This window comes from Massilia sp. LXY-6 (genome assembly GCF_051233485.1).
Taxonomy (GTDB): domain Bacteria; phylum Pseudomonadota; class Gammaproteobacteria; order Burkholderiales; family Burkholderiaceae_D; genus Telluria.
The window spans coordinates 58350-81651 of record NZ_JBKFGF010000018.1; the positions used below are offsets into that span (position 1 = coordinate 58350).

At 65.9% G+C, this 23302-nt stretch carries 21 protein-coding genes; 13 read left to right on the plus strand and 8 right to left on the minus strand.

What is annotated here, in order from left to right; translation table 11 throughout:
* Positions 1 to 2: 2 nt before the first annotated feature.
* A complete protein-coding gene (def, locus tag ACI48D_RS09140; RefSeq protein ID WP_435570908.1) occupies positions 3 to 539 on the minus strand; it encodes a peptide deformylase in 537 nt (178 codons plus the stop codon).
* 285 nt (positions 540 to 824) lie between these two features.
* Here def and ACI48D_RS09145 point away from each other — a divergent pair, with 285 nt between their 5' ends.
* From ACI48D_RS09145 to ACI48D_RS09190, 10 genes are all read left to right on the plus strand, one after another.
* A complete protein-coding gene (locus ACI48D_RS09145; protein ID WP_435570909.1) occupies positions 825 to 1955 on the plus strand; it encodes a LysM peptidoglycan-binding domain-containing protein in 1131 nt (376 codons plus the stop codon).
* A 7-nt stretch (positions 1956 to 1962) separates the two neighbouring features.
* Positions 1963 to 3165, plus strand: a complete 1203-nt coding sequence (dprA, locus tag ACI48D_RS09150; protein WP_435570910.1) for a DNA-processing protein DprA — start codon at positions 1963 to 1965, stop codon at positions 3163 to 3165.
* Between the two features lie 107 nt (positions 3166 to 3272).
* Positions 3273 to 3740, plus strand: coding sequence for a DUF494 family protein (locus ACI48D_RS09155; RefSeq protein WP_435570911.1), 468 nt, complete (start codon positions 3273 to 3275; stop codon positions 3738 to 3740).
* Between the two features lie 267 nt (positions 3741 to 4007).
* The gene (locus ACI48D_RS09160) at positions 4008 to 6686 is read left to right on the plus strand and encodes a DNA topoisomerase III (protein WP_435570912.1); all 2679 of its coding nucleotides are present in this window, start codon (positions 4008 to 4010) and stop codon (positions 6684 to 6686) included.
* A 304-nt stretch (positions 6687 to 6990) separates the two neighbouring features.
* A complete protein-coding gene (locus tag ACI48D_RS09165) occupies positions 6991 to 8694 on the plus strand; it encodes a methyl-accepting chemotaxis protein (protein ID WP_435570913.1) in 1704 nt (567 codons plus the stop codon).
* 126 nt (positions 8695 to 8820) lie between these two features.
* Positions 8821 to 9198, plus strand: a complete 378-nt coding sequence (locus ACI48D_RS09170; RefSeq protein ID WP_435570914.1) for a COG4315 family predicted lipoprotein — start codon at positions 8821 to 8823, stop codon at positions 9196 to 9198.
* A gap of 31 nt (positions 9199 to 9229) precedes the next feature.
* Positions 9230 to 9739, plus strand: coding sequence for an RNA polymerase sigma factor (locus tag ACI48D_RS09175; protein WP_435570915.1), 510 nt, complete (start codon positions 9230 to 9232; stop codon positions 9737 to 9739).
* Positions 9736 to 10545, plus strand: coding sequence for an anti-sigma factor family protein (locus tag ACI48D_RS09180; protein WP_435570916.1), 810 nt, complete (start codon positions 9736 to 9738; stop codon positions 10543 to 10545). The genes ACI48D_RS09175 and ACI48D_RS09180 overlap by 4 nt, the downstream gene beginning before the upstream one ends.
* Positions 10542 to 10964, plus strand: coding sequence for a DUF305 domain-containing protein (locus ACI48D_RS09185; RefSeq protein WP_435570917.1), 423 nt, complete (start codon positions 10542 to 10544; stop codon positions 10962 to 10964). Before ACI48D_RS09180 ends, ACI48D_RS09185 begins: the two co-directional genes overlap by 4 nt.
* A 14-nt stretch (positions 10965 to 10978) precedes the next feature.
* Entirely contained in the window at positions 10979 to 12364 is a 1386-nt protein-coding gene (locus tag ACI48D_RS09190) for a YncE family protein (RefSeq protein WP_435570918.1), read from the plus strand.
* A 68-nt stretch (positions 12365 to 12432) separates the two neighbouring features.
* Here the strand turns inward: ACI48D_RS09190 and ACI48D_RS09195 are convergent, their stop codons facing one another.
* Genes ACI48D_RS09195 through ACI48D_RS09205 form a run of 3 tightly spaced genes read right to left on the minus strand, consistent with a single transcriptional unit; the run spans position 12433 to position 17174 of the window.
* On the minus strand, positions 12433 to 12636 hold the full coding sequence (locus ACI48D_RS09195; protein ID WP_435570919.1) for an addiction module protein: 204 nt from the start codon (positions 12634 to 12636) through the stop codon (positions 12433 to 12435).
* Positions 12637 to 12682: 46 nt separating this feature from the next.
* Positions 12683 to 16276: a M1 family aminopeptidase gene (locus tag ACI48D_RS09200; RefSeq protein WP_435570920.1), complete on the minus strand. Its 3594-nt coding sequence runs from the start codon at positions 16274 to 16276 to the stop codon at positions 12683 to 12685.
* 4 nt (positions 16277 to 16280) lie between these two features.
* On the minus strand, positions 16281 to 17174 hold the full coding sequence (locus tag ACI48D_RS09205; RefSeq protein ID WP_435570921.1) for an ABC transporter ATP-binding protein: 894 nt from the start codon (positions 17172 to 17174) through the stop codon (positions 16281 to 16283).
* Between the two features lie 279 nt (positions 17175 to 17453).
* On the opposite strand from ACI48D_RS09205, the gene coq7 reads away from it, so the two are divergent.
* Entirely contained in the window at positions 17454 to 18110 is a 657-nt protein-coding gene (gene coq7 / locus ACI48D_RS09210) for a 2-polyprenyl-3-methyl-6-methoxy-1,4-benzoquinone monooxygenase (protein ID WP_435570922.1), read from the plus strand.
* 54 nt (positions 18111 to 18164) lie between these two features.
* On the opposite strand, the gene ACI48D_RS09215 is transcribed toward coq7, so the two are convergent.
* Genes ACI48D_RS09215 through ACI48D_RS09230 form a run of 4 tightly spaced genes read right to left on the minus strand, consistent with a single transcriptional unit; the run spans position 18165 to position 22026 of the window.
* Positions 18165 to 18587: an OsmC family protein gene (locus ACI48D_RS09215; protein ID WP_435570923.1), complete on the minus strand. Its 423-nt coding sequence runs from the start codon at positions 18585 to 18587 to the stop codon at positions 18165 to 18167.
* A 32-nt stretch (positions 18588 to 18619) separates the two neighbouring features.
* Positions 18620 to 19804, minus strand: a complete 1185-nt coding sequence (locus ACI48D_RS09220) for an ABC transporter permease (protein WP_435570924.1) — start codon at positions 19802 to 19804, stop codon at positions 18620 to 18622.
* Complete coding sequence (locus tag ACI48D_RS09225; protein WP_435570925.1) at positions 19801 to 20535, minus strand: ABC transporter ATP-binding protein; 735 nt, start codon at positions 20533 to 20535, stop codon at positions 19801 to 19803. The genes ACI48D_RS09220 and ACI48D_RS09225 overlap by 4 nt, the downstream gene beginning before the upstream one ends.
* A 12-nt stretch (positions 20536 to 20547) precedes the next feature.
* On the minus strand, positions 20548 to 22026 hold the full coding sequence (locus ACI48D_RS09230) for an alpha/beta fold hydrolase (RefSeq protein WP_435570926.1): 1479 nt from the start codon (positions 22024 to 22026) through the stop codon (positions 20548 to 20550).
* A 292-nt stretch (positions 22027 to 22318) separates the two neighbouring features.
* Here ACI48D_RS09230 and rplM point away from each other — a divergent pair, with 292 nt between their 5' ends.
* Positions 22319 to 22747, plus strand: a complete 429-nt coding sequence (gene rplM / locus ACI48D_RS09235; RefSeq protein ID WP_435570927.1) for a 50S ribosomal protein L13 — start codon at positions 22319 to 22321, stop codon at positions 22745 to 22747.
* A gap of 9 nt (positions 22748 to 22756) precedes the next feature.
* Positions 22757 to 23149, plus strand: coding sequence for a 30S ribosomal protein S9 (gene rpsI, locus ACI48D_RS09240; protein WP_028102305.1), 393 nt, complete (start codon positions 22757 to 22759; stop codon positions 23147 to 23149).
* The last annotated feature ends 153 nt before the right edge of the window (positions 23150 to 23302 follow it).

The following is a 23302-nucleotide window of genomic DNA, read 5'->3' on the forward strand; positions in this document are numbered from 1 at the left end:
CATCAACGACGGCCGGCGGCCTTCGGCCCGCTGTTTTGCTGGGCGCGTTCTTCCTTCAGCAGCTTGGTCTTGATGCGGTTACGCTTGAGCGGCGACAGGTATTCGACGAAGACTTTGCCCATCAGGTGATCCATTTCGTGCTGGATGCAAACCGCCAGCAGGCCGTCGCATTCCATCTCGAAAGGCTTGTTGTGCTGGTCGACGGCCTTGACCTTGACGCGCGCGGGGCGCTCGACGCCGTCGTAGATGCCGGGCACCGACAGGCAACCTTCGTCGTACACCTGCTTTTCCGGGCTGGACCAGGTGATTTCCGGATTGATGAAGACGAGCAGCGCGTCATGGGTCTCGGTCACGTCGATCACGATCACGCGCTCGTGCACATCGACCTGGGTCGCGGCTAGGCCCACGCCCGGGGCGTCATACATGGTCTCGGCCATGTCCGCGACCAGCTTTTGCAGACGCTCGTCGAATGCGGTGACCGGTGCGGCCACCTTGTGCAGGCGCGGGTCGGGATAGCGGAGGATGTTCAGTAAAGCCATGGTTCTTGTTTAACCTGTTTATTCTGTCGGTACTGCGTAGATGGGGTGTCCGTCGTGCCCGTGCCAGCTGTGCTATTGTTGCCGCACAGACATAAAAGCAACACGCCGCGCCTGCAGCAGGACGCGCTTGTCTTGCTAGTTCAAGGATTTGTGGGCAGAATTTGATTCAGTTCGGCAACCCTTCAGTACAGCAACCTTTGGATCCGGTGTGCGGTCAGGGAGTCGTCTGCTGTTTCGCGCCATGAATGGCACGGTGTGTTTATGCCGCACTTTACGGACTCTTTGATGAAAAATTTTAGCACAGGCGCCGTCCGACCGCTCGCAGGGCGCGTCGCCATGGCAGCCCTGGCCAGCGCCATGTTCGCCGCTCCCGCCGTGGCGGCGCCCACCACCGGCACGCATTGCAGCTTCCGTCCGAACGCCCCCGACCAGCACGTCGTCATCAAGCGCGATACCTTGTGGGACATTTCCGGCGCCTTCCTCGAGCATCCCTGGTGCTGGCCGCAGGTGTGGGGCATGAACCGCGACGAGATCCGCAATCCCCACTGGATCTACCCGGGCCAGGTCATCTATTTCGACCGCGCCCATGGCCGCCTGACGCTCGTCAAACCGGGCAGCAACGATGCCGAGGCCGGTCTGCCGCCGGTCACGAAGCTGTCGCCCCAGGTCCGCACCGAAGCGCTGGGCCTTGACGCCGTGCCCTCGATCCCGTCGAGCGCGATCGAACCCTTCCTGACCCAGCCGCTGGTGGTCGAGCCACGCGAGCTGGACGCCGCGCCGCGCATCGCTGCCACGCCGGAAACCCGGGTCTACCTGGGCGAAGGCGACCGTATCTACGTGCGCGGGCCCCTGAACGGCGCCACCAGCTTCCAGGTCTTCCGTCCGGGCAAGGAACTGGTCGATCCCGACACCGGCAAGGTCGTCGCCCACGAGGCCGCCTATGTCGGCGCCGCCAAGCTGGTGCGCGAAGCCGGGCAGGGCGTGGACGTGCATACCTTCACGGTCACCCGCTCGGTGCAGGAAATGGGCATCGGCGACCGCCTGCTGCCGACGCCGCCGATGCCGTTGCGTAACTACGTGCCACACGCGCCGGCCACCCCGATCGCGGCCCGCGTGATGGCGATGGCCAACGAATCGAATTACGCGGTGCAGAGCCAGGTCGTGACTGTCAACCGGGGCGCGCTTGACGGACTCGATGTCGGCTCCGTGCTGCAGCTCTATCATCTCGGGAAGACGATCCCGGACCCGGGCGGCAGCAAAGGTTTCCTCGGGATCGGCAAGTCGACGATGCGGATGCCGGACGAGCAGTATGGCGAACTGTTCATTTTCCGGGTGTTCGGCCATGTCTCGTATGGACTGGTCATGCAAGTGACGTTGCCGGTAGAAATCGGCGACGTGGCGAAATCACCGGAGTAAGCCCGCCGTGCAGGACACGGACCCCCAATCTTTAGCGGCCGCTGCAGTCAATCCAGCGGCCGCTACGCTTTTCCGGCCCGCCATGGACGACGCCCGGCTCGCGGCCTGGCTGCGCCTGGAGCGCGCCCCCGGCATCGGGCCGCACACCGGCCTCAAGCTGCTGGAGGCCTTCGGCGGCATCGATGCCATCTTCGCGGCCGGCGTCGATGCGCTGGTCGCCCACCTGGGTCCGGCCCAGGCAGGCGCCCTGGCGGCCCCGCCGTCGGGCGCGCTGGAGCGCCTGGTCGAGGCCACGCTGCGCTGGCGCGCGCGGCCCGGCCACCACGTGCTGGCGCTGGGCGAGCCCGGCTATCCCGAATTGCTGGCGCATATTCCCGATCCGCCGCTGCTGCTCTATATAAAAGGGCAGGCGGAATTGCTGGCCGCGCCGATGCTGGCGATGGTCGGCAGCCGCAACGCCAGCGCCCAGGGCAGGGCGAATGCGCTGGCGTTTGCGGAACACCTGTCCGGTGCCGGCCTGTGCATCGTGTCCGGCCTGGCGCTGGGGATCGATGCCGCCGCCCACGAAGGCGCGCTGAAAGGCGCCGGCTCGACCGTTGCGGTGGTCGGCACCGGGCCGGACCTGGTCTACCCGGCGCGCAACCGCGCCCTGTGCGAGCGCATCGGCGCGCAGGGCTGCATCGTCAGTGAATACCCGCTCGGCACGCCTCCGCTGCCCGGCAATTTCCCGAAGCGCAACCGGATCATCAGCGGGCTGGCGGCCGGGGTACTGGTGGTCGAGGCGGCAGTCCAGTCCGGCTCGCTGATCACGGCGCGCCAGGCGGCCGAGCAGGGCAGGGACGTGTTCGCGATTCCCGGCTCGATCCACGCCGCGCTGGCCAAGGGCTGCCACATCCTGATCCGCGAGGGGGCCAAGCTGGTCGATACGGCGGCCGACGTGCTGGAGGTGATGGCGCTGTCGCCGCTGGCGCGTTGGAACGCGGCGCCGGTCCGCCGGCCCAGCGCCGGCGCGGCCGGGCCGGCGGACAGCATGCCTGCGGGGGCCGCCGCCCTGCTGGCTGCGCTCGGCCACGACCCGGCCGAGCCCGACGATCTGCTTGCCTCCCTGGGCATGAAGCCGGCGTTATTGAGCAGCCAATTGCTTGAACTTGAGCTCGCCGGATTGCTCGAACGCAGGCCCGGTGGCAGGGTGCAAAGAGTGGTGAAGTGAGTAGAGAAGCGAATAAGGCCGATAAACAACGATGATGTTTCTAGACAGTAATGGACCTTGTGACGCACTTGTGCCGGGGCGAACTTAGCTGCTACAGTAGCGTCACCATGTTCGACATCCTAGTCTACCTTTACGAGACGTACTACCGTCCCGATGCCTGCCCGGAGCCGGCAGCCCTGGCACGCAAGCTGTCGGCCGTCGGTTTCGACGATGTCGAAATTTCCGAAGCGCTGGACTGGCTGAACGGCCTCACCGAAATGGCCGGCACGACCAATCCGGCCCTCGAATCCAGCGGCACCCGTTTTTATGTTGCACAAGAAGTCGATACGCTCGGCAGCGCCGCCGTCGGCTTCATCCAGTTCCTCGAGCTGGCCGGCCTGCTGACCGCCTCGCAGCGCGAGATCGTCATCGAACGCGCGCTGGCGCTGGACGAATCGCCGGTCACGCTGGGCAAGCTGAAAATTATCGTCCTGATGCTGCTGTGGAGCCAGGGCAAGGAGCCGGACGCGCTGATGTTCGACGACCTGTTCGGGGCCGACGAAGATGAGGACGCCGAACCGCGCCTCCTGCACTGAGATGTCACAATCGTCATGACGAAAACGGGGCTGCGGCCCCGTTTTTTCTTGCAGTAACGCAAGATCAAGCGTACTTTTCCTCTGCGCATCGCAGGCACAGTCCACTTGCGGAGTGTGACGCAACCCGCTTATCATTTGCCGCATCGCGTCAAATTGTTACCAACAAGCTATCAACGGACGGGAATCCCGGGCAAGGGATCGTGATCCGTGCGGTCGCCGTCATGTATGATGCGCGAGCCGCGACTATCGAACACACAGAGAAACCATATGACCAAAGCCCTCATCATTGCCGAGAAGCCCTCCGTGGCCAACGACATCGCCAAGGCGCTCGGCGGCTTTACCAAGCACGATGAGTATTTCGAATCCGACGACTACGTCCTGTCGTCCGCCGTCGGCCACCTGCTGGAAATCGCGGTGCCCGAGGAATACGACGTCAAGCGCGGCAAGTGGAGCTTCACCCACCTGCCGATGATCCCGCCGTACTTCGCGCTGAACCCGATCGCCAAGACCGAATCGCGCCTCAAGGTGCTGAACAAGCTGATCAAGCGCAAGGACGTCACCACCCTGATCAACGCATGCGACGCGGGCCGCGAAGGGGAGCTGATCTTCCGCCTGATCGCCCAGAACGCCAAGGCCAAGCAGTCGGTCAAGCGCCTGTGGCTGCAGTCGATGACGCCGAACGCGATCCGCGACGGCTTCGCCCACCTGCGCAGCGACGAAGAGATGATGCCGCTGGCCGACGCCGCGCGCTGCCGCTCGGAAGCGGACTGGCTGATCGGCATCAACGGCACCCGCGCCATGACCGCCTTTAACTCGAAAGAGGGCGGCTTCTTCCTGACCACCGTCGGCCGGGTCCAGACCCCGACCCTGTCGATCGTGGTCGAGCGCGAGGAAAAAATCCGCAAGTTCGTGCCGCGCGACTACTGGGAAGTGCGCGCCGAGTTCGTCTGCGCCGCCGGCGTCTACGAAGGCCGCTGGCTGGACACGAAATTCAAGAAGGACGAGAACGATCCGGAAAAGCGTCCGGAACGCCTGTGGAGCAAGGCCGCCGCCGAATCCATCGTCGTGGCCTGCCACGGCAAGCAGGGTGTCGTCACCGAGGAATCGAAGCCGACCACCTCGATGGCCCCGGCCCTGTTCGACCTGACCTCGCTGCAGCGCGAGGCCAACGGCCGCTTCGGCTTCTCGGCCAAGAACACCCTGGGCCTGGCCCAGGCGCTGTACGAAAAGCACAAGGTGCTGACCTACCCGCGTACCGATGCGCGTGCGCTGCCGGAAGACTACATCGGCACGGTCAAGTCGACCCTGGAAGTCCTGAAGGAAAACGCGAACTATCACCAGTTCGCCAAGCAGATCCTCGACAAGGGCTGGGTCAAGCCGAACAAGCGTATCTTTGACAACAGCAAGATCTCGGACCACTTCGCGATCATCCCGACCGGCGTGGTGCCGAAGAACCTGTCCGAGCCGGAACAGAAGCTGTACGACCTGGTCACGCGCCGCTTCATGGCCGTGTTCTTCCCGGCCGCCGAGTTCCTGGTCACGACCCGCTTTACCGAAGTCTCGGGCCACCAGTTCAAGACCGAAGGCAAGGTCATGACCAATCCCGGCTGGCTGGCCGTGTACGGCAAGGAAGCCGCCTCCGGCGACGACAAGGACGGCGCTACCCTGGTGCCGGTCGCCAAGGGCGAGAAGGTGCTGGCCGACAAGGTCACGCCGAACGGCCTGGTGACGAAACCGCCCGCACGCTACAACGAAGCGACGCTGCTGTCGGCGATGGAAGGCGCGGGTAAGCTGGTTGATTCCGACGAGCTGCGCGACGCCATGGCCGGCAAGGGCCTGGGCACGCCGGCGACGCGCGCCGCCATCATCGAGGGCCTGCTGACCGAGAAATACCTGCTGCGCGAAGGCCGCGACATGATCCCGACCGCGAAGGCGTTCCAGCTCATGACGCTCTTGCGCGGCCTGGGCGTGAACGAACTGACGGCGCCGGAACTGACCGGCGAGTGGGAATACAAGCTGTCGCAGATGGAGAAGGGCAATATCACGCGCGAGGAATTCATGCGCGAGATCGCGCAGATGACCCAGATCATCGTCAAGCGCGCCAAGGAATACGACAACGACACGATTCCGGGCGAGTACGCGACCCTGAAGACGCCGTGCCCGAACTGCGCCGGCGTGGTCAAGGAAAACTACCGCCGCTTCGCCTGTACCAAGTGCGATTTCTCGATGACCAAGGTGCCGGGCGGCCGCCAGTTCGAGATCGAGGAAGTCGAGGAACTGCTTAAAAACCGCACCATCGGTCCGCTGCAGGGCTTCCGCTCCAAGATGGGACGTCCGTTCGCGGCCATCCTGCGCATCGTGCGCGACGAGGACATCCACAACTACAAGCTGGAGTTCGACTTCGGCCAGGACCAGGCGGAGGGCGAGGAGGGCGAAGGCGTCGACTTCACCGGCCAGACCCCGCTCGGCCCCTGCCCGAAGTGCAATGGCGGCGTCTACGAAATGGGCCTGGCCTACGTGTGCGAGCACCAGGTCGCCAGGCCCAAGACCTGCGACTTCCGCAGCGGCCGCATCATCCTGCAACAGGAGATCCTGCCCGACCAGATGGCCAAGCTGCTGAACGAAGGCAAGACCGACCTGCTGCCGGGCTTCGTCTCGCAGCGTACGCGCCGTCCGTTCAAGGCCTTCCTGGTGCGCGGCAAGGACGGCAAGATCAGCTTCGAGTTCGAGGAGCGCAAGGCCAAGCCGGGCGCCAAGGCAAAGGCCGGTGCCGACGAGGGCGGGGACGAGGGCGGCACGGCGGTAGCGACCAAGCCGGCAGCCAAGACTTCGGCCAAGACCGCCGCCAAGACCGCGTCCAAGAAGCCGGCAGCCAAGGCGGTGGCGGCCAAAAAGCCGGCGGCCAAGCGCGCCACGGCGGCCAAGAAGGCAGCTGCGGACGAGTAATTCCAGCTGTTTCTGTAAAAACGCGGGCCGAGGCCCGCGTTTTTTTTATGCCTGTCGGCGCCGCCGGCGCCAGAGACACGAGCACCACGTGCGGACAATGTCCAGGGCACTCGGCATGGCATTGACCATGCGTCCTCTACTGAGCGGTGGCGTTGCGCGCTGCCCGGTGTCTCCAAAATTTAACGAAAATGCGCCAGGTCTAAAAATCTGACAAGAAATCATGTATATTTCCATGCTGCAACCCGGCTCGCCGAAGAGATTCGTGCTCCGTCCCCGCAAAATACGCAATTCCTAACATACTCACATGAGAATCTCCGACCTCAACATTGCAACCCGCCTGCACCTCGGCTTCGGCGTGGTCGTGGCCCTCCTGATCGTGCTGGTGAGCCAGTCCTACTCCAATTTCGCGCGCCTGGGCAGCGCCAACGAAACGAATATCCATACTTACCAGGTGCTCGGCGAGGTCGATGCCGCACTGATGGCCCTGGTGGACATCGAGACCGGCGAACGCGGCTTCGGCCTGACCGGCAAGGATGCCTCGCTGGAGCCCTACCATGCCGGCAAGGAAGCCTTCCGCCAGCACCTGGAGGCGGCCCGCAAGCTGACCTCGGACAACCCGCGCCAGCAGGACCGCCTGCAGCGCCTCGCGGCCGAGCAGCAGAAGTGGCTCGACAGTGCGATCGACCCGACCATCAAACTGCGCCGCGGCGCCCAGGATGCCGACATCGCCGCCGTCGTGGCGGCCGAGCAGGAGGGCAGGGGCAAGCAGGGCATGGATACGATGCGCAAGCTGGTCGCCGACATCAAGGGCGAGGAAGCCGGCCTGATGGCGGAGCGTGCCAAGGCCGTCGACTCGCTGGCGACGACCATGTCGCGGACCCTGATCGGCGGCGGCATCATCGCGGTGGTGCTGGGTGCGGCGGTCGCGATCTGGCTGGCGCGTAATATCACGGCGCCGCTCGGCTATGCGGTGCGCGTCGCCAAGCGCGTCGCCGAGGGCGACCTGACGGCGCGCGTGGAAGTGCGTTCGAAGGACGAGACCGGCCAGCTGATGGCGGCCCTCAAGGACATGAACGGCGCGCTGCTGGACATCGTGACCCGCGTACGTACCGGCACCGACACCATCGCCACCGCCTCGATCGAGATCAATGCCGGCAACCAGGACCTGTCCTCGCGCACCGAGCAGCAGGCCAGCTCGCTGGAAGAAACCGCGTCGTCGATGGAAGAGCTGACCTCGACCGTGAAGCAGAATGCCGACAATGCGCGCCAGGCCAACCAGCTGGCGGCGACGGCCTCCGAGAACGCCGTGCGCGGCGGCGAAGTGGTGGCCCAGGTGGTCAGCACGATGGCCTCGATCGACGCATCGTCGAAGAAGATCGCCGACATCATCGGCGTCATCGACGGCATCGCCTTCCAGACCAACATCCTGGCCCTGAACGCGGCCGTCGAGGCGGCGCGCGCGGGCGAACAGGGCCGCGGCTTCGCGGTCGTGGCCGGCGAGGTGCGCAACCTGGCCCAGCGCTCGGCCGCGGCGGCCAAGGAAATCAAGGACCTGATCGGCGACTCGGTCGAGAAGGTCGAAACCGGCTCGCGCCTGGTCGACCAGGCCGGCGCCACGATGGAAGAGGTGGTCGGCAGCGTCAAGCGCGTCTCCGACATCATCGGCGAGATCGCCGCCGCCAGCGACGAGCAGCGCGCCGGCATCGAGCAGGTGAACCAGGCGATCGTCCAGATGGACCAGGTGACCCAGCAGAACGCCGCCCTGGTCGAACAGGCCGCCGCCGCCGCCGAGGCGATGCAGGACCAGGCCGCCAGCCTGGCCAGCCTGGTGGGCACCTTCCGCACCGGCGCCGAAGGCCAGCAGGCCGCCGTGCCGGCCCGCCTGGCCCGTGCGGCCAGCACCTCGCGCGCGCTCGCGCCCGTGCGTGCGGCACGCCCGGCCGCCGGCCGCCGGGTCGAACCGAAGGTGGAACCGGTGCCGGCCGGGGATGAATGGGAGACCTTCTGACGTCTGCCGCGTCAGCGAATTGCCGCGTCAAACCGCGCTGTCGAAAAATATTTTCGACAGCCTGGAATAATGTGTTTCTGGCGCACGTCTATGCCGGTATCGAACAACACTAACGAGGAAATTGCCATGGTCCCGAACCGTATCGCACCGAGCATGTTGGCGGCCACCTTTGTCCTGGCGGCCTGCGGATCGATGAACAATCCCATGGTGACGAAATCGGACGGGGTCCTGGTCAATGCCTCCGGCATGACGCTGTACACCTTCGACAAGGATGTGCGCGGCAACGGCAAGAGTGCCTGTGCGGGGCAGTGCGCCGGACTGTGGCCGGCAGTGCAGGCCACGGCCGCTTCCTATGCGCCGCCGTATTCGGTGCTCACGCGCGACGACGGGTCGACACAACTGGCCTGGAAGGGCAAGCCCCTCTACCTGTATGCCCAGGACACCCGGCCGGGTGAGCGCAAGGGCGACAACTTCAAGAACGTCTGGCACGTCGTTGCCGACTGAACGGCAGCGGCCCACAGCGAGCGAGGCCGCCATGCCGGACCCCAGCGCCGAACTCATTTCCTGCATTCCCCGGCTGCGCCGCTACGCGCGGGCGCTGGTAGGAGACCGCGGCGGCGCGGACGACCTGGTCCAGGACACTGTCGAGCGAGGGTGGCGCCGGATCGCCGAATGGCGCCGTGATGGGGAGATGCGTGCCTGGCTGTTCGGGATCATGCATAACCTGCACGTCGATCAATTGCGCGCCAAACGCCTGCAAACCACGACGCTGGACGAGGAAACTTCCGACCCGGCGCAAGCGGTCGATCATTCTGCCGGCCTGGAGATCCGGGACATGGAGGCCGCGCTCAAGCTGCTTCCGGTCGAACAACGTGAAATCCTCCTGCTCGTCGGGCTGGAGGGAATGGCCTACGATCAGGTCGCGGGGACACTCGGCCTGCCTTTGGGAACCGTGATGTCACGGCTGTCACGCGGGCGCGAGAAATTGCGTATCTTAATGGAGGGCAAGGCCGCGCCCGTCGCGTCCCTGCAGGTGGTCAAATGAAGATCCTGCCAGTCACCGAAGCGGACCTGCACGCCTGGGTCGACGGCTTGCTGCCCCTTGCGCGCCGGGCCGAGATCGAGGCTTGGCTGGCGGCCAGGCCCGAGGAGGCGGCGCGGCTTGCCGCCTACCGTCGCCAGAACCTCGCGCTGGGGCGCCTGTTCGATCCGGTGCTCGATGAACCCGTGCCGCAGTCGATTGGGGTACCGGCAGCGCGCTCCCTACGGGGAACCGGCCCGGCCTGGCGCATCGCCGCCGCGCTGGCGCTCGCCCTGCTGGGAGCGGTCGGCGGCTGGACGCTGCGCGGCGCGGCCGATGCCTCCGGCGTCATGGCAGGCCTGGGCGACGCCGGCGCCGCGCCGGCAGGGCCGGACGCCAGCCTGGCGCGCCAGGCTGCCATCGCGCACGTCGTGTACAGCCCGGACGTGCGCCACCCGGTCGAGATCGGTGCCGACCAGGAAGACCAGCTGGTCACCTGGCTGTCGAAGCGCCTCGGGACCCCGGTCCGGCCGCCTCGCCTCGGCAAGCTCGGCTACGAGCTGATCGGGGGCAGGCTGTTGCCCGGGCAGAGCGGCCCGGTTGCCCAGTTCATGTACCACAACCTCGCCGGTCAACGCCTGACCCTGTATGTGTCCACCGAGCAGTCGCGCAATCGCGACACCGGCTTCCGCTTTGCCCAGGAGGGACCGGTGAGTGTGTTTTACTGGATCGACGGGAAATTCGGCTATGCGCTGTCCGCCGGCGCCAGCAAGGGCGAACTCGCCAGGCTGGCCATCGTCGTCCACGATCAACTGGAGAACAAGCAATGATCCGGCACCGGTTCACCTTCCTGCTCTGCCTGGCTGCGCTCGCGGGCGGCGCCAACGCGCAGCAGACGCAGCGTCACCCTCACGGCGACATGGAAGGCGGCAGGCCGCCGCCGGCCTTCGTCGCCAGCACCGCCAAACCGTTCGCCGCCTTGATGGACGATGCGATGGCGGTCATGGACGACGGCATGCGGCGCGCCCCGATGAATGGTGTGCCGGAACACGACTTCGTGAGCATGATGATTCCGCATCACCAGGGCGCGATCGACATGGCGAAGGCGCTGTTGCTGCGTACCACCGATCCTGAGCTGAGGAACCTGGCGCAGGGGATCATTACCGAGCAGCAGAACGAGATCGAGGTCATGCGGGCCTGGCTGCGCCGTCACGCCGCAACTGCGCCCGATCATTCACCAACCCACTGACGAAAGCGAGCGACATGAACACACGCACCATTTCCGCCGTATTCGGCGCAGCGCTGCTGGTCACCGGGGCGCATGCCGCGCCGGCATCCCAGGACCGTGTCTATACGGCCGACCAGAATTCGAACACGGTCTCGGTGATCGATCCGTCGACCAATACGCTGCTTGGGCAAATCCGGCTCGGCAACCAGCGGCCCGACGTGCTTTCGCCGCTGTACAAGGGCCAGATCAATGTGCACGGCCTGGGGTTTTCGCCGGATCACCGGACCCTGATCGCCGTGTCGAACGGTTCGAACTCGGTCACCTTCATCGACACCGCAACCAACAAGGTCAAAGGGGTGACCTACATCGGCCGCTCTCCGCATGAAGGATTCTTCAGCGCGGACGGACGCGAGGTCTGGGTCGTGGTCCGGGGCGAAGACTATATTTCCGTGATCGATCCGAAGACGTTCAAGGAAACGCGCCGCATCGCGACCGCGACGGGACCCGGCATGGTCCTGTTTCATCCCGACGGCAAGCGCGCCTTCGTGGTGTCGAGCTTTACCCCGGTGGTCGAGGTGGTCGACGTGCGTGCGCACAAGGTGATCCGCCAGATCAAGGTCATCAGCCCGTTCTCGCCCTTCCTGCAGCTGACGCCGGACGGCAGCGAGATGTGGATGACCCACAAGGACGTCGGCAAGGTCACGCGCATCGACACCCGGTCGATGGAGGTCAAGGAGGTGTTCGACACCGGGATGATCACCAATCACCTGTCCTTCGCGAAGACTGCGGCCGGCACGCTGGCCTATGTGTCGGTCGGCGGGGAGGACGTGGTCAAGGTCTTCAGTACCGGACCGAGGGCGGCGCTGGTGACGACCATCGCGGTTGGCGCGCTGCCGCACGGCATGTGGACGTCCGATGATGGCAGCCGAGTCTACGTGGGTCTCGAGAACAGCGACGCCGTCGACGTCATCGACACCGCCAGCAACAAGGTCGTCGCCCGCGTGCCGGTGGGCCAGGCGCCACAGGCCCTGGTCTACCTGTCGCACGCCGTGCCATCCGGCGAGGGCAGGGACAACCTGGTCGCGCGCACCAATAAGGACCCGGTCGACATCGCCTTGCACGCGGTGTCCGGTGAAGGCAAGGGTTTCATCGTGGCGCGCAACCTCGGCGTGACCGATTCCCTGGACGTATCGCTGTTCAAGCTCAAGCCGAAAACGATATACAGCGTTTATGCCAGCGGCCAGCGAACCCCGGTCGCGGTATTCGAGACCAACCCGATGGGCGGAGCTAACGGCACGGCGATCGGCCCGATGCGCGAGCTCTCGCGCCCGGGGCAGGCGGCCACCGCCAGCCAGATCGTCGTCATGGAAGGCGATGCGCCGCCCGACCCGGCGCAGGCTGCCCTCGTCAGCATGCGCTAGTCACAAAAAAACCGCGAATCGCTTCGCGGTTTTTTTACGTCCGCCGCTCGAAGCGGCAGCGGCAAAGCTTATTCCTGCCAGTCCTGCAGGGCGCGGATCGCCGCTTCGCCGTTGCGGATCGCTTTCACGCGGCGCACGATCTCGGCGCGCCAGGCTTCGTCGGCGTCCTGTTCCGGCTCGTCGCTGTCGGTCATCAGCAATTGCATAAGTTCATGCTTTTCCGACTCGGAAAGTTGCTGAATCTGGGCAGCCAATTCGGCGACGGTTGACATCCTTGCGCTCCTAACAGGAAATTGTGACTGAATAATATCTTGAACTTCATTGCGTGTCGACAGGGACCATATTATCTGTTGGTTTCCTGTCGATCAGCTTGTTGTCGGGGTCGATACCGGCCCGTGCCGGCCGGCCGTCGACCACCAAGGTGACGGTTTGCGGGCGGCGCTCGACCAGGCGGCGCTCGCGGGCCAGCGGGTTGCCGTTCTCGTCGTCGACGCCGAATTCGATCCAGTCCTTCGGCGGCACTTCCCGCTCTTCGCCCAGCCCGCCGGCCCGGACCTTGCCGGCGGTGGCGCGGATCGTCACCTCGTATTTTCCGTCCGGGCGGCGGTGCGCGCTGGCGCTGTCGGCGCGGTTCTCGTACAGCACGATGGACTCGAACAGGTCGTCGATCAGGTAGGCCTTGTCCGGTGGGGCGATCGCGCGCAGTTTCTCGACCAGGGTGGTGACGGTCGGGTAGGGCGGCCCGCGGAAGGCGTGTTCCGCCAGCAGCTGGCGCAGCACGCCGTTGACGGCTTCCTCGCCCAGCAGGTCCTGCAGCAGGTACATCGCCAGGCTGCCCTTGCGGTAGTGGATGTAGGGCTGGTCCTCGTTTTGCGCCAGCGGCAGTTCTTTCCTGGTTTCGAGCGCGCGGCCCATCAGGTATTCCTCGAGGTCGTAGCGCAGGAAGCGCTGCATCCGGCTGGCGCCGAAGCTGCGCTTCATCGTCATCAGCGCCGTGTACTCGGCCAGGCTTTCCGACAGCACGGTGGCGCCGCGGCTGTCGGCGCCGATCAGCTGGTGGGCCCACCACTGGTGCCCGACCTCGTGCGCGGTGATGTAATACGGGTAGTCGATGTCCTTGCGCGATTCCGGATCGACCTTGGCGATGAAGCCGGCGCTTTCGGAAAACGCGATCACGCCGGGCGCCGCCTGCGCGTATGACGCATAGCGCGGGAACTCCGCGATGCGCAGCTCGCGGTGCTGGTAGGGGCCGAACTGCTTCGAGCCGTATTCGAGGGCCGCCTTGGCGCCGCCGATCATGCGGTCGACGTTGAAGTCCTGGCCCGGCTGGTAGTAGACGTCGATCGTCACGTCCTGCCAGCGGTCGTGCCGTACTTCGTAGCGGGCCGACTGGAAGGTGATGAAGTCCAGGATCGGCTTGTCCATCCGGTAGTGGAAGTAGTGGCGGCCCTTGGCCATCCATTCGCTGTCCAGGGTGCCGGGCGCCACCGCGATCTGGTCCAGCGAGGTGCTTACCACGGCATCGAAGCGGACCCAGTCGGCGTCGCTGCCGAGGTAGTTGTTGGCGCGCGCGGCCTCGTCCTCGCGCGCCGCCATGCGCTCCTTCGGCGCCAGGCCGTGGCGCTTGCGGTCGCGGTCGTCCTTCAGCTCGAGGCTGTGCTGGTAGCCGACGTGGGGCAGGATGGCGTTGCTGAAGAAGGTGCCGTTGGCCACCACCGCCGTCTCGCGGCCCAGGCCGAGCACGCCGCCGGGCGCGTCCTCGAGCTCGAACTCGAGGGCGATGCGCGCGCCCGGCGCGATCGGCGTCGCCAGGGCATAGCGGTAGAAGCCGCGCTCGGCGTCGGCCGCCAGCAGCTTGATTCCCAACTGAGCCGGCTGCGACAAGCGCAGGCGCAGGATCGGGCCGGGTTGCTGGGTCACGAACAGTTCGGCGATCGGCGCGCCGCTGCGGTTCTCCAGCTGATAGGCGCCTTTCACCTTCAGCGTGCGGGAGGCCGGCATGATGTCGACCTGCAGGTCGACGCTGGCGATGCGCGGCTGTGCGATTTTAGCGTAGCGGCGGTAGCGCAGTTCGTATTCGGCGCGCAGGCGGTCCTTGGTCCAGGCGCTCTGGTAGGCGCCCAGGTGCTCCAGGTTGTACCAGAGCAGCAGCCCGGCCCCCAGGAACAGCAGCGCGCCCAGGCCGAAGGCGCCCAGCACGCCCGGGCTCAGGCGCTGGCGCGCCAGCTGCAGGCGGTTCTTGAAGCTGTCGGCCATGCCGCGCGGCCACAGCACCAGTGCGGCCGTCAGCAGCACCAGCGCGGCGCCGCCCCAGTACACCAGCAGCGCGCGCTGCAGCGGCAGGTAGTGGCCGAAGCCGTTCATCGCCGAATAGGTGATGTCCGGCAATGCGCCGTACACCAGCATCGGGTGGTCCAGCCCGAGCGCGCCGAGGGTGATGCTGGCGATGTAGTACAGCACCAGCACGAAGTAGCCGAGGTATTTGTGGTTGAGGATGGCCTGGACCGCGATCGCCAGCACCGCCACCAGCGCATACTTGGGCAGCAGTACGCCGAACAGGGTGAACAGATACAGGCCGGGTTCCAGCGCCACGTAGCCGCGGAACAGCTGGATCAGCATCCCGCACGCCATCGCCACCAGCAGCAGCACGGCTTGCAGGCCGACCAGGGCCAGGGTCTTGGCGGCCAGCGGCAGCCAGCTCGGCACCGGCAGCGCGTCCAGCATCTGGGCCATGCGCGCCTCGCGCTCGCGCCAGACCATCTCGCCGGCGTAGAAGGTGGTGACGATCAGCAGGAACAGCGCGAACATGTCGCGGATCTGTTCCAGCACCATGTAGGTGACCGGATAGGTCTTGGTGCCGTAGAGCGCGCCCATGTCGAGCGAGCTGACCACCAGCACCAGCACGCCGGCCAGCGCGATCACGGCGAAGTAGACGTTCTTGACCGATTCGCGCAGGTCGAGCCAGGCCGACTTCAGCAGCAGCAGGCCGAGGCTGCGGGCGGCGAAGTCGGGCTCCTCGCGGGTAGCGCCGGCCGGCTGGGGCGCGGCCGCCGCGGTCTCGCCTTCGCCGCGCGCGGCCGCGCGCCGGGTGGCGGGGCTCGACATGAAGCTGAAGCGCCAGTAGCCGAGCAGCAGCACGACCAGCGAAAAGGCCGACCAGATCAGGCGGTTTGCCAGGTACACGCCTTCGAGCGGCACCTGCCGCGCATTGCGCTCGGCGATGCTCCAGTATTCCGTCAGGCGGATCAGGGCGGTGGTGCCGAACGGATCGATCAGCGCGGCCAGCGTCTTGTAATCGAGGTCGCGCGCCAGCGAAGGCGCCACCAGGTAGCCGATCATCATCACCACGCCGGCCACATACACCGGCAGCATGCGCCGCGTGAGGGCCGCCAGCACGAAGAAGATGGCGCCGAAGATGAACAGGTTGGGCAGCAGGGTCAGGAAGTAGGGCGCCAGGTAGGCCAGGACGGAAAAGGCGCCGACGCGCGACGGGTCGACGCCCGGCAGCAGGGCGCCCAGCAGGTTGCCCAGCACGATCGAGGAATACACCACCGCCATCGTCGCCAGCGCGCCCAGGAAGCGTCCGAACACATAGGCGTATTTCGGGATCGGCGCGCTGAAGAAGAAGTGATGGGTCTCGTATTCGAAATCCTGCTGCACCGAGCGGCCCATCATGGCGGCCGCCACCACGATGCCGAAGCAGCCCAGCAGGCTTGATGACAGCGCGACCTGGCGCGGGCCGTTGAGCAGCACCCGGCCGCCGAAGGAAATCGTGATGTCCTTGAAGGCGCCGCCGGCGGCCGCCACCCAGAACATCGCCAGCGCCAGGAAGGAGAAGAAATAAATCCAGGTCGACAGGAGTTTCAGCCGCTGCCGGGCTTCGAACAGCGCGATGGCGTAGAGCGCGCGCATGAACTCAGCAGTTTCCCGCCGCCGCGTTGTGGCGGCCGGCGATGGTGGCGAAATAGACGTCGTCGAGGGTCGGGTGGATCGGCTCGAAGTCGTCGCCCGGATAGCGCTCGGCATACACGTGGATCATCGGGCGCCCGCTCAGCAGGCGGGTCGAGATGACCGTGTGGCGCTTCTGGAAGGCGAGCAGCTCGGGCTTGCTGACGAAGCGCGCCCAGATCCTGCCCTCGATGCCTTCGATGAGCTTCGCCGGCTCGCCGCACAGCAGCACGTGGCCCTTGTTGATGATCGCCATGTTGGCGCACAGGTCGGCGACGTCGGACACGATGTGGGTCGACAGAATCACGGTCTTGTCCTCGCCGATGTCGGACAGCAGGTTATGGAAGCGCACCCGTTCCTGCGGGTCGAGGCCGGCGGTCGGCTCGTCGACGATGATCAGCTGCGGGTCGCCGAGCAGGGCCTGGGCGATGCCGAAGCGCTGCTTCATGCCGCCCGAGAAGGTGCCCAGGCGCTGGTCGCGTACTTCGAACAGGTTGGTCTGCTGGAGCAGGCCGTCGACCACCTCGCGCCGGCGGGCGCGGTTCGCCAGGCCCTTGAGCTGGGCAAAATGGTCGAGCAGCTCGTAGGCCGTCACTTTCGGGTAGACGCCGAAATCCTGCGGCAGGTAGCCGAGCAGGCGGCGCACTTCGTCCTTGTCGTCGAGGACGTCGATATCGTCCAGGAACACCGAGCCGGAATCGCATTCCTGCAGGGTCGCCAGGATCCGCATCAGGGTCGACTTGCCGGCGCCGTTCGGTCCGAGCAGGCCGAACATCCCGGGCGGGATGCTCAGCGTGACCCCGTCCAGCGCCACGACGCCGTTGGCGTAGGTCTTGGACAGGTTGCGGATTTCTAGTTCCATGGTGAGAATCTGCGTATTTTGACGACTATTGCATTGTATTAAAAATGAGCGGCAGGGGTGGCGCCCGTGCGACACACGGCAGTTTCACCGGCCCAGAGTGCAGAAAAGCGGGACCAGGGCGCAGCGAAAACAGCGCTCCAGCATACGGCAGGGGAAAATTCCTGTCCACTTTGGCAACTTCCACTCGCGACTACAAGCGCTTCATCTACCGCAGCATCAACGGGACCAGGGCGCGGACGAGCAAGGCATATAATGGCGCTTCTTTCAAGCATATCGACTATGCAAGCCATGGATAACCTGACCCGCTCGATCAACCCCCTCGACAACCTGATCGCCGGCTTCGACCGCGCCCTGCGCGTGGTCGGCGGCGTGGCCAAGGCCTCGCGCCCGAATCCCGGCGCCGCGGCCCGCGACTGCGAACTGAACGCCCAGGAGGCGCGCCACAGCGCCGGCCTGATGCGCGTGAACCACGTCGGCGAAGTCTGCGCGCAGGCGCTGTACGACTCGCAAGCGCGCCACGCCGCCAGCCCGGCGATGCGCGCCCAGTTCGTGCAGGCCGGCCGCGAAGAGGAAGACCACCTGGCATGGACGGCCGAGCGCCTGTCCGAGCTGGGTTCCCAGCCCAGCCTCCTGAATCCGCTGTGGTATGCCGGCGCCTATGCGATGGGCACGCTGGCCGCGCGCATGGGCGACGCCCACAGCCTCGGCTTCGTGGTCGAGACCGAGCGCCAGGTCGAGGCCCACCTGAACGGCCACCTGGACCAGCTGCCGCCGCAGGACAACAAGTCGCGCGCCATCGTCGACCAGATGCGGGTCGACGAGATCGAGCACGGTTCGCAGGCGCAGGCGATGGGCGCGGCCGAGATGCCGCTGCCGGTACGCATGGCGATGCGGGCGATGGCCAAGGTCATGACCACCACCGCGTATTACATTTGAATGTCCGCGTGGGCGATTGATGCCGGGGGCATCAATCGGGTGCCCACCATCGGATCACGCTTCGATGATCTCGAAGGAGTGCGTGATCTCTACCGTCTTGGCCAGCATGATCGAGGCCGAGCAGTACTTGTCGTGCGACAGCTTGACGGCCCGCTCCACTGCTGCCGGTTTTACATTCCGGCCGCTGACGATGAAGTGGAAGTGGATCTTCGTGAACACCTTCGGGTCGGTATCGGCGCGCTCGGCCTTCAGGGTAACGTCGCAGCCGCGCACGTCTTCGCGGCCGCGCTTGAGGATCAGCACGACGTCATAGGCGGTGCAGCCGCCCGTGCCCAGCAACACCATTTCCATCGGACGCGGCGCCAGGTTGTGGCCGCCGCCTTCCGGCGCGCCATCCATGCTGACCATGTGGCCCGAGCCGGTTTCGGCCCGGAAGCTCATCCCGGACGGGCCGTTCCAGCTGACTTTGACTTCCATTCGATTCCTCCGAAAAGAATCTATTTTAAGCCTTACACGGACAGCACGTAGCGCTCGCTCTTCATGCGCCAGCTGGCGAAGCCGACCGCCAGCAGCGCCGCCAGCGCCGAGCAGGCGAAGGTCATCACGAAGGGCAGGGCGCCGACGTCGATACCCTTGGCCATTTCGCGCAGCAGGGTCTGGTTCGACAGCATCGGCACCATATACATCCAGTTTGCCGTCTTCAGCTCCATCATCGACACCACCACGCCCGGGATCAGCGGCACCAGCATCACGACACTGAGGACGCTCTGCGCCTCCTTGAATGAGCGGGCGTTCATCGCCAGCGCCACCTGCAGGCCGGCGGCGAACAGGCACAGCGGCACGGTGGCGATGCAGATCAGCGCCAGCTCGGCCCAGTTCAGGCTCCACGACATGCCGATCTCCTCCAGCGGCAGCCAGCACAGGATCGCGTGCGCCAGCCCCAGTTCGAGGGTGAGGCCGGCGATCGCCAGGCTGGCCGCGGTCAGCCACTTGCCGATCACCAGCTCCCAGGGGCGGATCGGCTGCGCCATCAGCACTTCCATCGAGCGGCGTTCGCGCTCGCCGGCGGTGCTGTCGACGGCGGTCGACATGCCGCAGATGAAGACCGGCAGGAACAGCACCCCGAGGATGCTGCCGATCAGGACCGCCGAGCGCGAGGCGTTGGTGCCGGTGTCGAAGCGCTGCACCTGGATCGGCGCCAGCGTTGCCGGCGACACCCCGTGCGCCAGCAGACGCGCGCTGGCGACGTTGGCGCCGTAGGCTTGCAGCACGTCCTCGATGTCGCGGCGCTGTTTGCCGTTCTCGTCGGCCGAGTCGAACCACAGCTCGATGCGCGCCGGGCGCATGGCCGCATAGTTCTCGCCGAATTTGTCGGACAGGCGCAGCACCGCCGGGTAGGTATGCGCCTGCAGCAAGGCGGTGATGCCGGCTTCGTCGAGCGCGCCCGGATCCTTGACGGTGATGCTGCGCTGCTTGAACTGCGAGACCAGGGTCGGCACCCGGCTGGCGCCGATCACGGCGATCTCGACGCCGTCGCGCTCCGGCTTGGTGGCGCGCTTGATTTCGTGGTTCAGCATGTAGCCGAGCATTGCCGGATACATCAGCGTGAACAGGGACAGCAGGGCGAGGGTGCGCTTTTCGCGCAGGCTCTCGCGCAGCTCTTTCAGGTAGACGATCAGGAATTTCGGCTTCATGCGGCGATCCCTTCTTCGGTGCCGACCAGGTTGACGAAGGCGTCTTCCAGGTTGGCGATGCCGGTGCGCCGGCACAGTTCCTCGGGCGAGCCCTGGGCCACGGTATGGCCCTTGGCGATGACGATCACGTCGTCGCACAACTGGGTCACTTCCTGCATCACGTGGGTGGCCATGATCACGCAGCAGCCGTCGGCGCGCAGCGCGGCCAGGGCGTGGCGCAGCGCGCGCGTGCTCATCACGTCCAGCCCGCGGCTCGGTTCGTCCAGCAGTAGGTGGCGCGGGCGGTGCAGCAGCGTGCGCGCCAGCGCGACCTTGATGCGCTGGCCCTGCGAGAAACCCTTGGTGCGGCGCTCCAGGATGTCGCCCATCCCCAGCAGCGCCGAGACTTCGTCGATGCGCTGGCGCAGGTCGGCCCCGGCCATGCCGTTCAGCTCACCGAAGTAAGTCAGGAATTCGCGCGTGCTGAGGCGTTCGTACAGCCCGAACTGGTCGGTCAGGAAGCCGATGTTGCGGCGCACCGCCAGCGGATCCTGCTCCGGGTCGACGCCGTCGATGGCGATGCTGCCGTGATCGCGCCTGAGCAGCCCCACCAGGGTGCGCAGGAGGGTGGTCTTGCCGGCGCCGTTGGGGCCGAGCAGGGCGGTGATCTGGCCGTCGCGCGCGGTGAAGCTGACGCCGCCGAGCGCCTGCACGGCGCCGAACTGTTTGCGTACTTCCTGGACTTCTATCATGGCAGGCTCGATTCAGGGTTGCGGCCCGGCGCTGCCGAGCTGGAAGGTCGGGGCGGGGATCTCGGCCAGGCAGCCCGCGTCGAGCGGGCCGTCCGGACGGTCGAGGAATTCGCGCAGCAGGCGCGGCGCACAGCCGAGCTGCGAGACGCCGTGACCGGCGTTCGCCACCACCAGCCGGCGGGCCTTGGACATGTAGCGCGCGGCGCTTTCCGCGCGGCGCGGCGGCGTCACCGGATCGAGCGCGCCGGACAGCAGCAGCACCGGAGCCCGGATCACGGTCGGCTCGGCATACGGTACGGCCGGCACGTCGAGCGTCTTGCACAGGGCCGGGATGCGGTCGGCCAGCGGCCGTGTGAGCGTGGATGCGTCTTCCTTCATCAGCGCCGGCGTCATGCGCGGCACGTCCTCGGCGCAGACCACGGCCAGGTGCAGCAGGATCGCGCTGGAAGCGTCGCTGGCGAAGTCGCCGGCGATGTTGTGGCGGGCGACGAAGGGCTCCCAGCGCCCCTGGTAGGCGCTGTGGATCAGGAAGGGCAGGCGGCGTGCGTCGGCCGGCGAATACAGGATGTTGTGCACGGTGCCGAGGAAACGCGGGCCGGTCATGGTGAAGCTCACCGGCCTGGCGGTGCGCGGGTCGGCGATCGACAGCTTCAGGCCGGCCTCGGCGCGCGCCGCCAGGGCATCGAACTCGGCGCGCAGGTTCGGGTAGGCCTTGTGGCAGGCAGCGTCGCCCTGGCATTGGGCGAACAGCTTGTCGAGTGCGGCCTGGCCGTCGCGGCCGCCGGCCGGAATCACCTGGTCGGGCGCGGCGACGCCGTCCAGCACCAGGCTGCGCACGCTGTCCGGGAAGGCGCGCGCATAGGCCTGGCCGAGCCGTGTGCCGTAGGAGCCGCCCCAGACGTTGATCTTGCCGTAGCCGAGCGCGCGGCGCACCTGTTCGATGTCGCGCGCGGCGGCGGCGGTGGTGTAGGCGGCGAAGGGAACGCGCCGGGCGCCGATGCAGCGACGCAGCTCGGCTTCGAGCTCGGCGTCGCTCATGGTCTCTTCGTTGGCGGGGCTCTCGCAATCGAGCTTGCCCGACAGACCGGTGCCACGCTGGTCGATGAAGACGATGTCGCGGGTGGCGCGCACGCGCTTGAAGGCGGCCGACAGCAGCGGCAGCACGTCGCTGCCGGCCTGGCCGGGGCCGCCCGCCAGCACGAACAGCGGATCGGGGCGGGCCGATTCGCGGAAGGCCGGGGCCACGGTCACGTGCAGCTTCAGGCTGCCGGCGCCGCTGTTGGCATAGTCGAGCGGGACGGCGACGGACAGGCAGCGCAGCGCTTCTTCGGCGCCGGGCAGGTGGCAACCGCGGGCAGCGGCCTGTTTCCCGCCAACCGGCGTACGGGCGTCCGGCATACGGGGATCCGGCATACGGGCATCCGGCGCAGCGAGCGCGGACGTCGAACACAGCAGGGCAAACAGGACAGGCAGGATCGGACGAATGTTCACGGAGTCTCCTCTTCGTTGCCGAGCATAGTAAGTTGCTATTCTTTTTATGGTCAATAAAAGCTTGCAAAAATGCATTAATTCTTGAGTCTAGGCGAGCTTGTCTGAAAAGAATTTGCGCTATCTCCAAGCAGAGAGTGTCGGATGCGCGTCAAGGCTGACTTGACTGGAGGGGTCTGGACCAGCTATGATCGTGGGCTTTCCATTTGCTCAGGAAAAGACAACAAGGCCGAGTCCGCAGTTGCACTTGCGGAACCACCATTTGAGCATTTACACCTAGATATAGGAAGTCAACATGAAAACTTTTTCCGCTAAGGGCCATGAAGTCCAGCGCGATTGGTACGTGATTGACGCGACGGACAAAGTCCTCGGACGTGTTGCCAGCGAAGTGGCACGCCGACTGCGCGGCAAACACAAGCCAGAATTTACTCCGCACGTCGACACCGGTGACTTTATCGTCGTCGTCAATGCAGGCAAGCTGCGCGTGACCGGCACCAAGGCCACCCAGAAGACCTACTACCGTCACTCGGGCTACCCGGGCGGTATCTACGAAACGAACTTCCTGAAAATGCAACAGCGCTTCCCGGGCCGTGCCCTGGAAAAGGCTGTCAAAGGCATGCTGCCGAAGGGCCCGCTGGGCTATGCCATGATCAAGAAGCTGAAGGTCTATGCGGAAGCCACCCACCCGCACGCAGCCCAGCAACCGCAAGCACTCGATTTCTAAGGAACTGACATGATCGGTAACTACAATTACGGCACCGGCCGTCGCAAGAGTGCAGTCGCCCGCGTGTTCATCAAGGCTGGCACCGGCCAGATCATCGTGAACGGCAAACCGGCCGCCGAGTACTTCTCGCGCGAAACCGGCCTGATGGTCATCCGTCAGCCGCTGGAACTGACCGGCAACGTCGAGCGTTTCGACATCAAGGTCAACGTGCATGGCGGCGGCGAGTCCGGCCAGGCAGGTGCAGTGCGCCACGGCATCACCCGTGCACTGATCGACTATGACGCAGGCCTGAAGGGCGACCTGGCACGTGCCGGTTTCGTCACCCGTGACGCCCGTGAAGTCGAGCGTAAGAAAGTTGGTCTGCGCAAAGCACGTCGCGCAAAGCAGTTCTCGAAGCGTTAATCGATACCGCAGCGCCTCTTGCGCTGCTGTCGAAAGAAGCCGCCTGCTGCAAAGCCGGCGGCTTTTTGTTTTTCATCAAACCGGGGTCAGACTCCAAATTTTGGCAAAAGCCATCAGGCTATTTCCAAAAACGGGAGTCTGACCCCGGTTTGA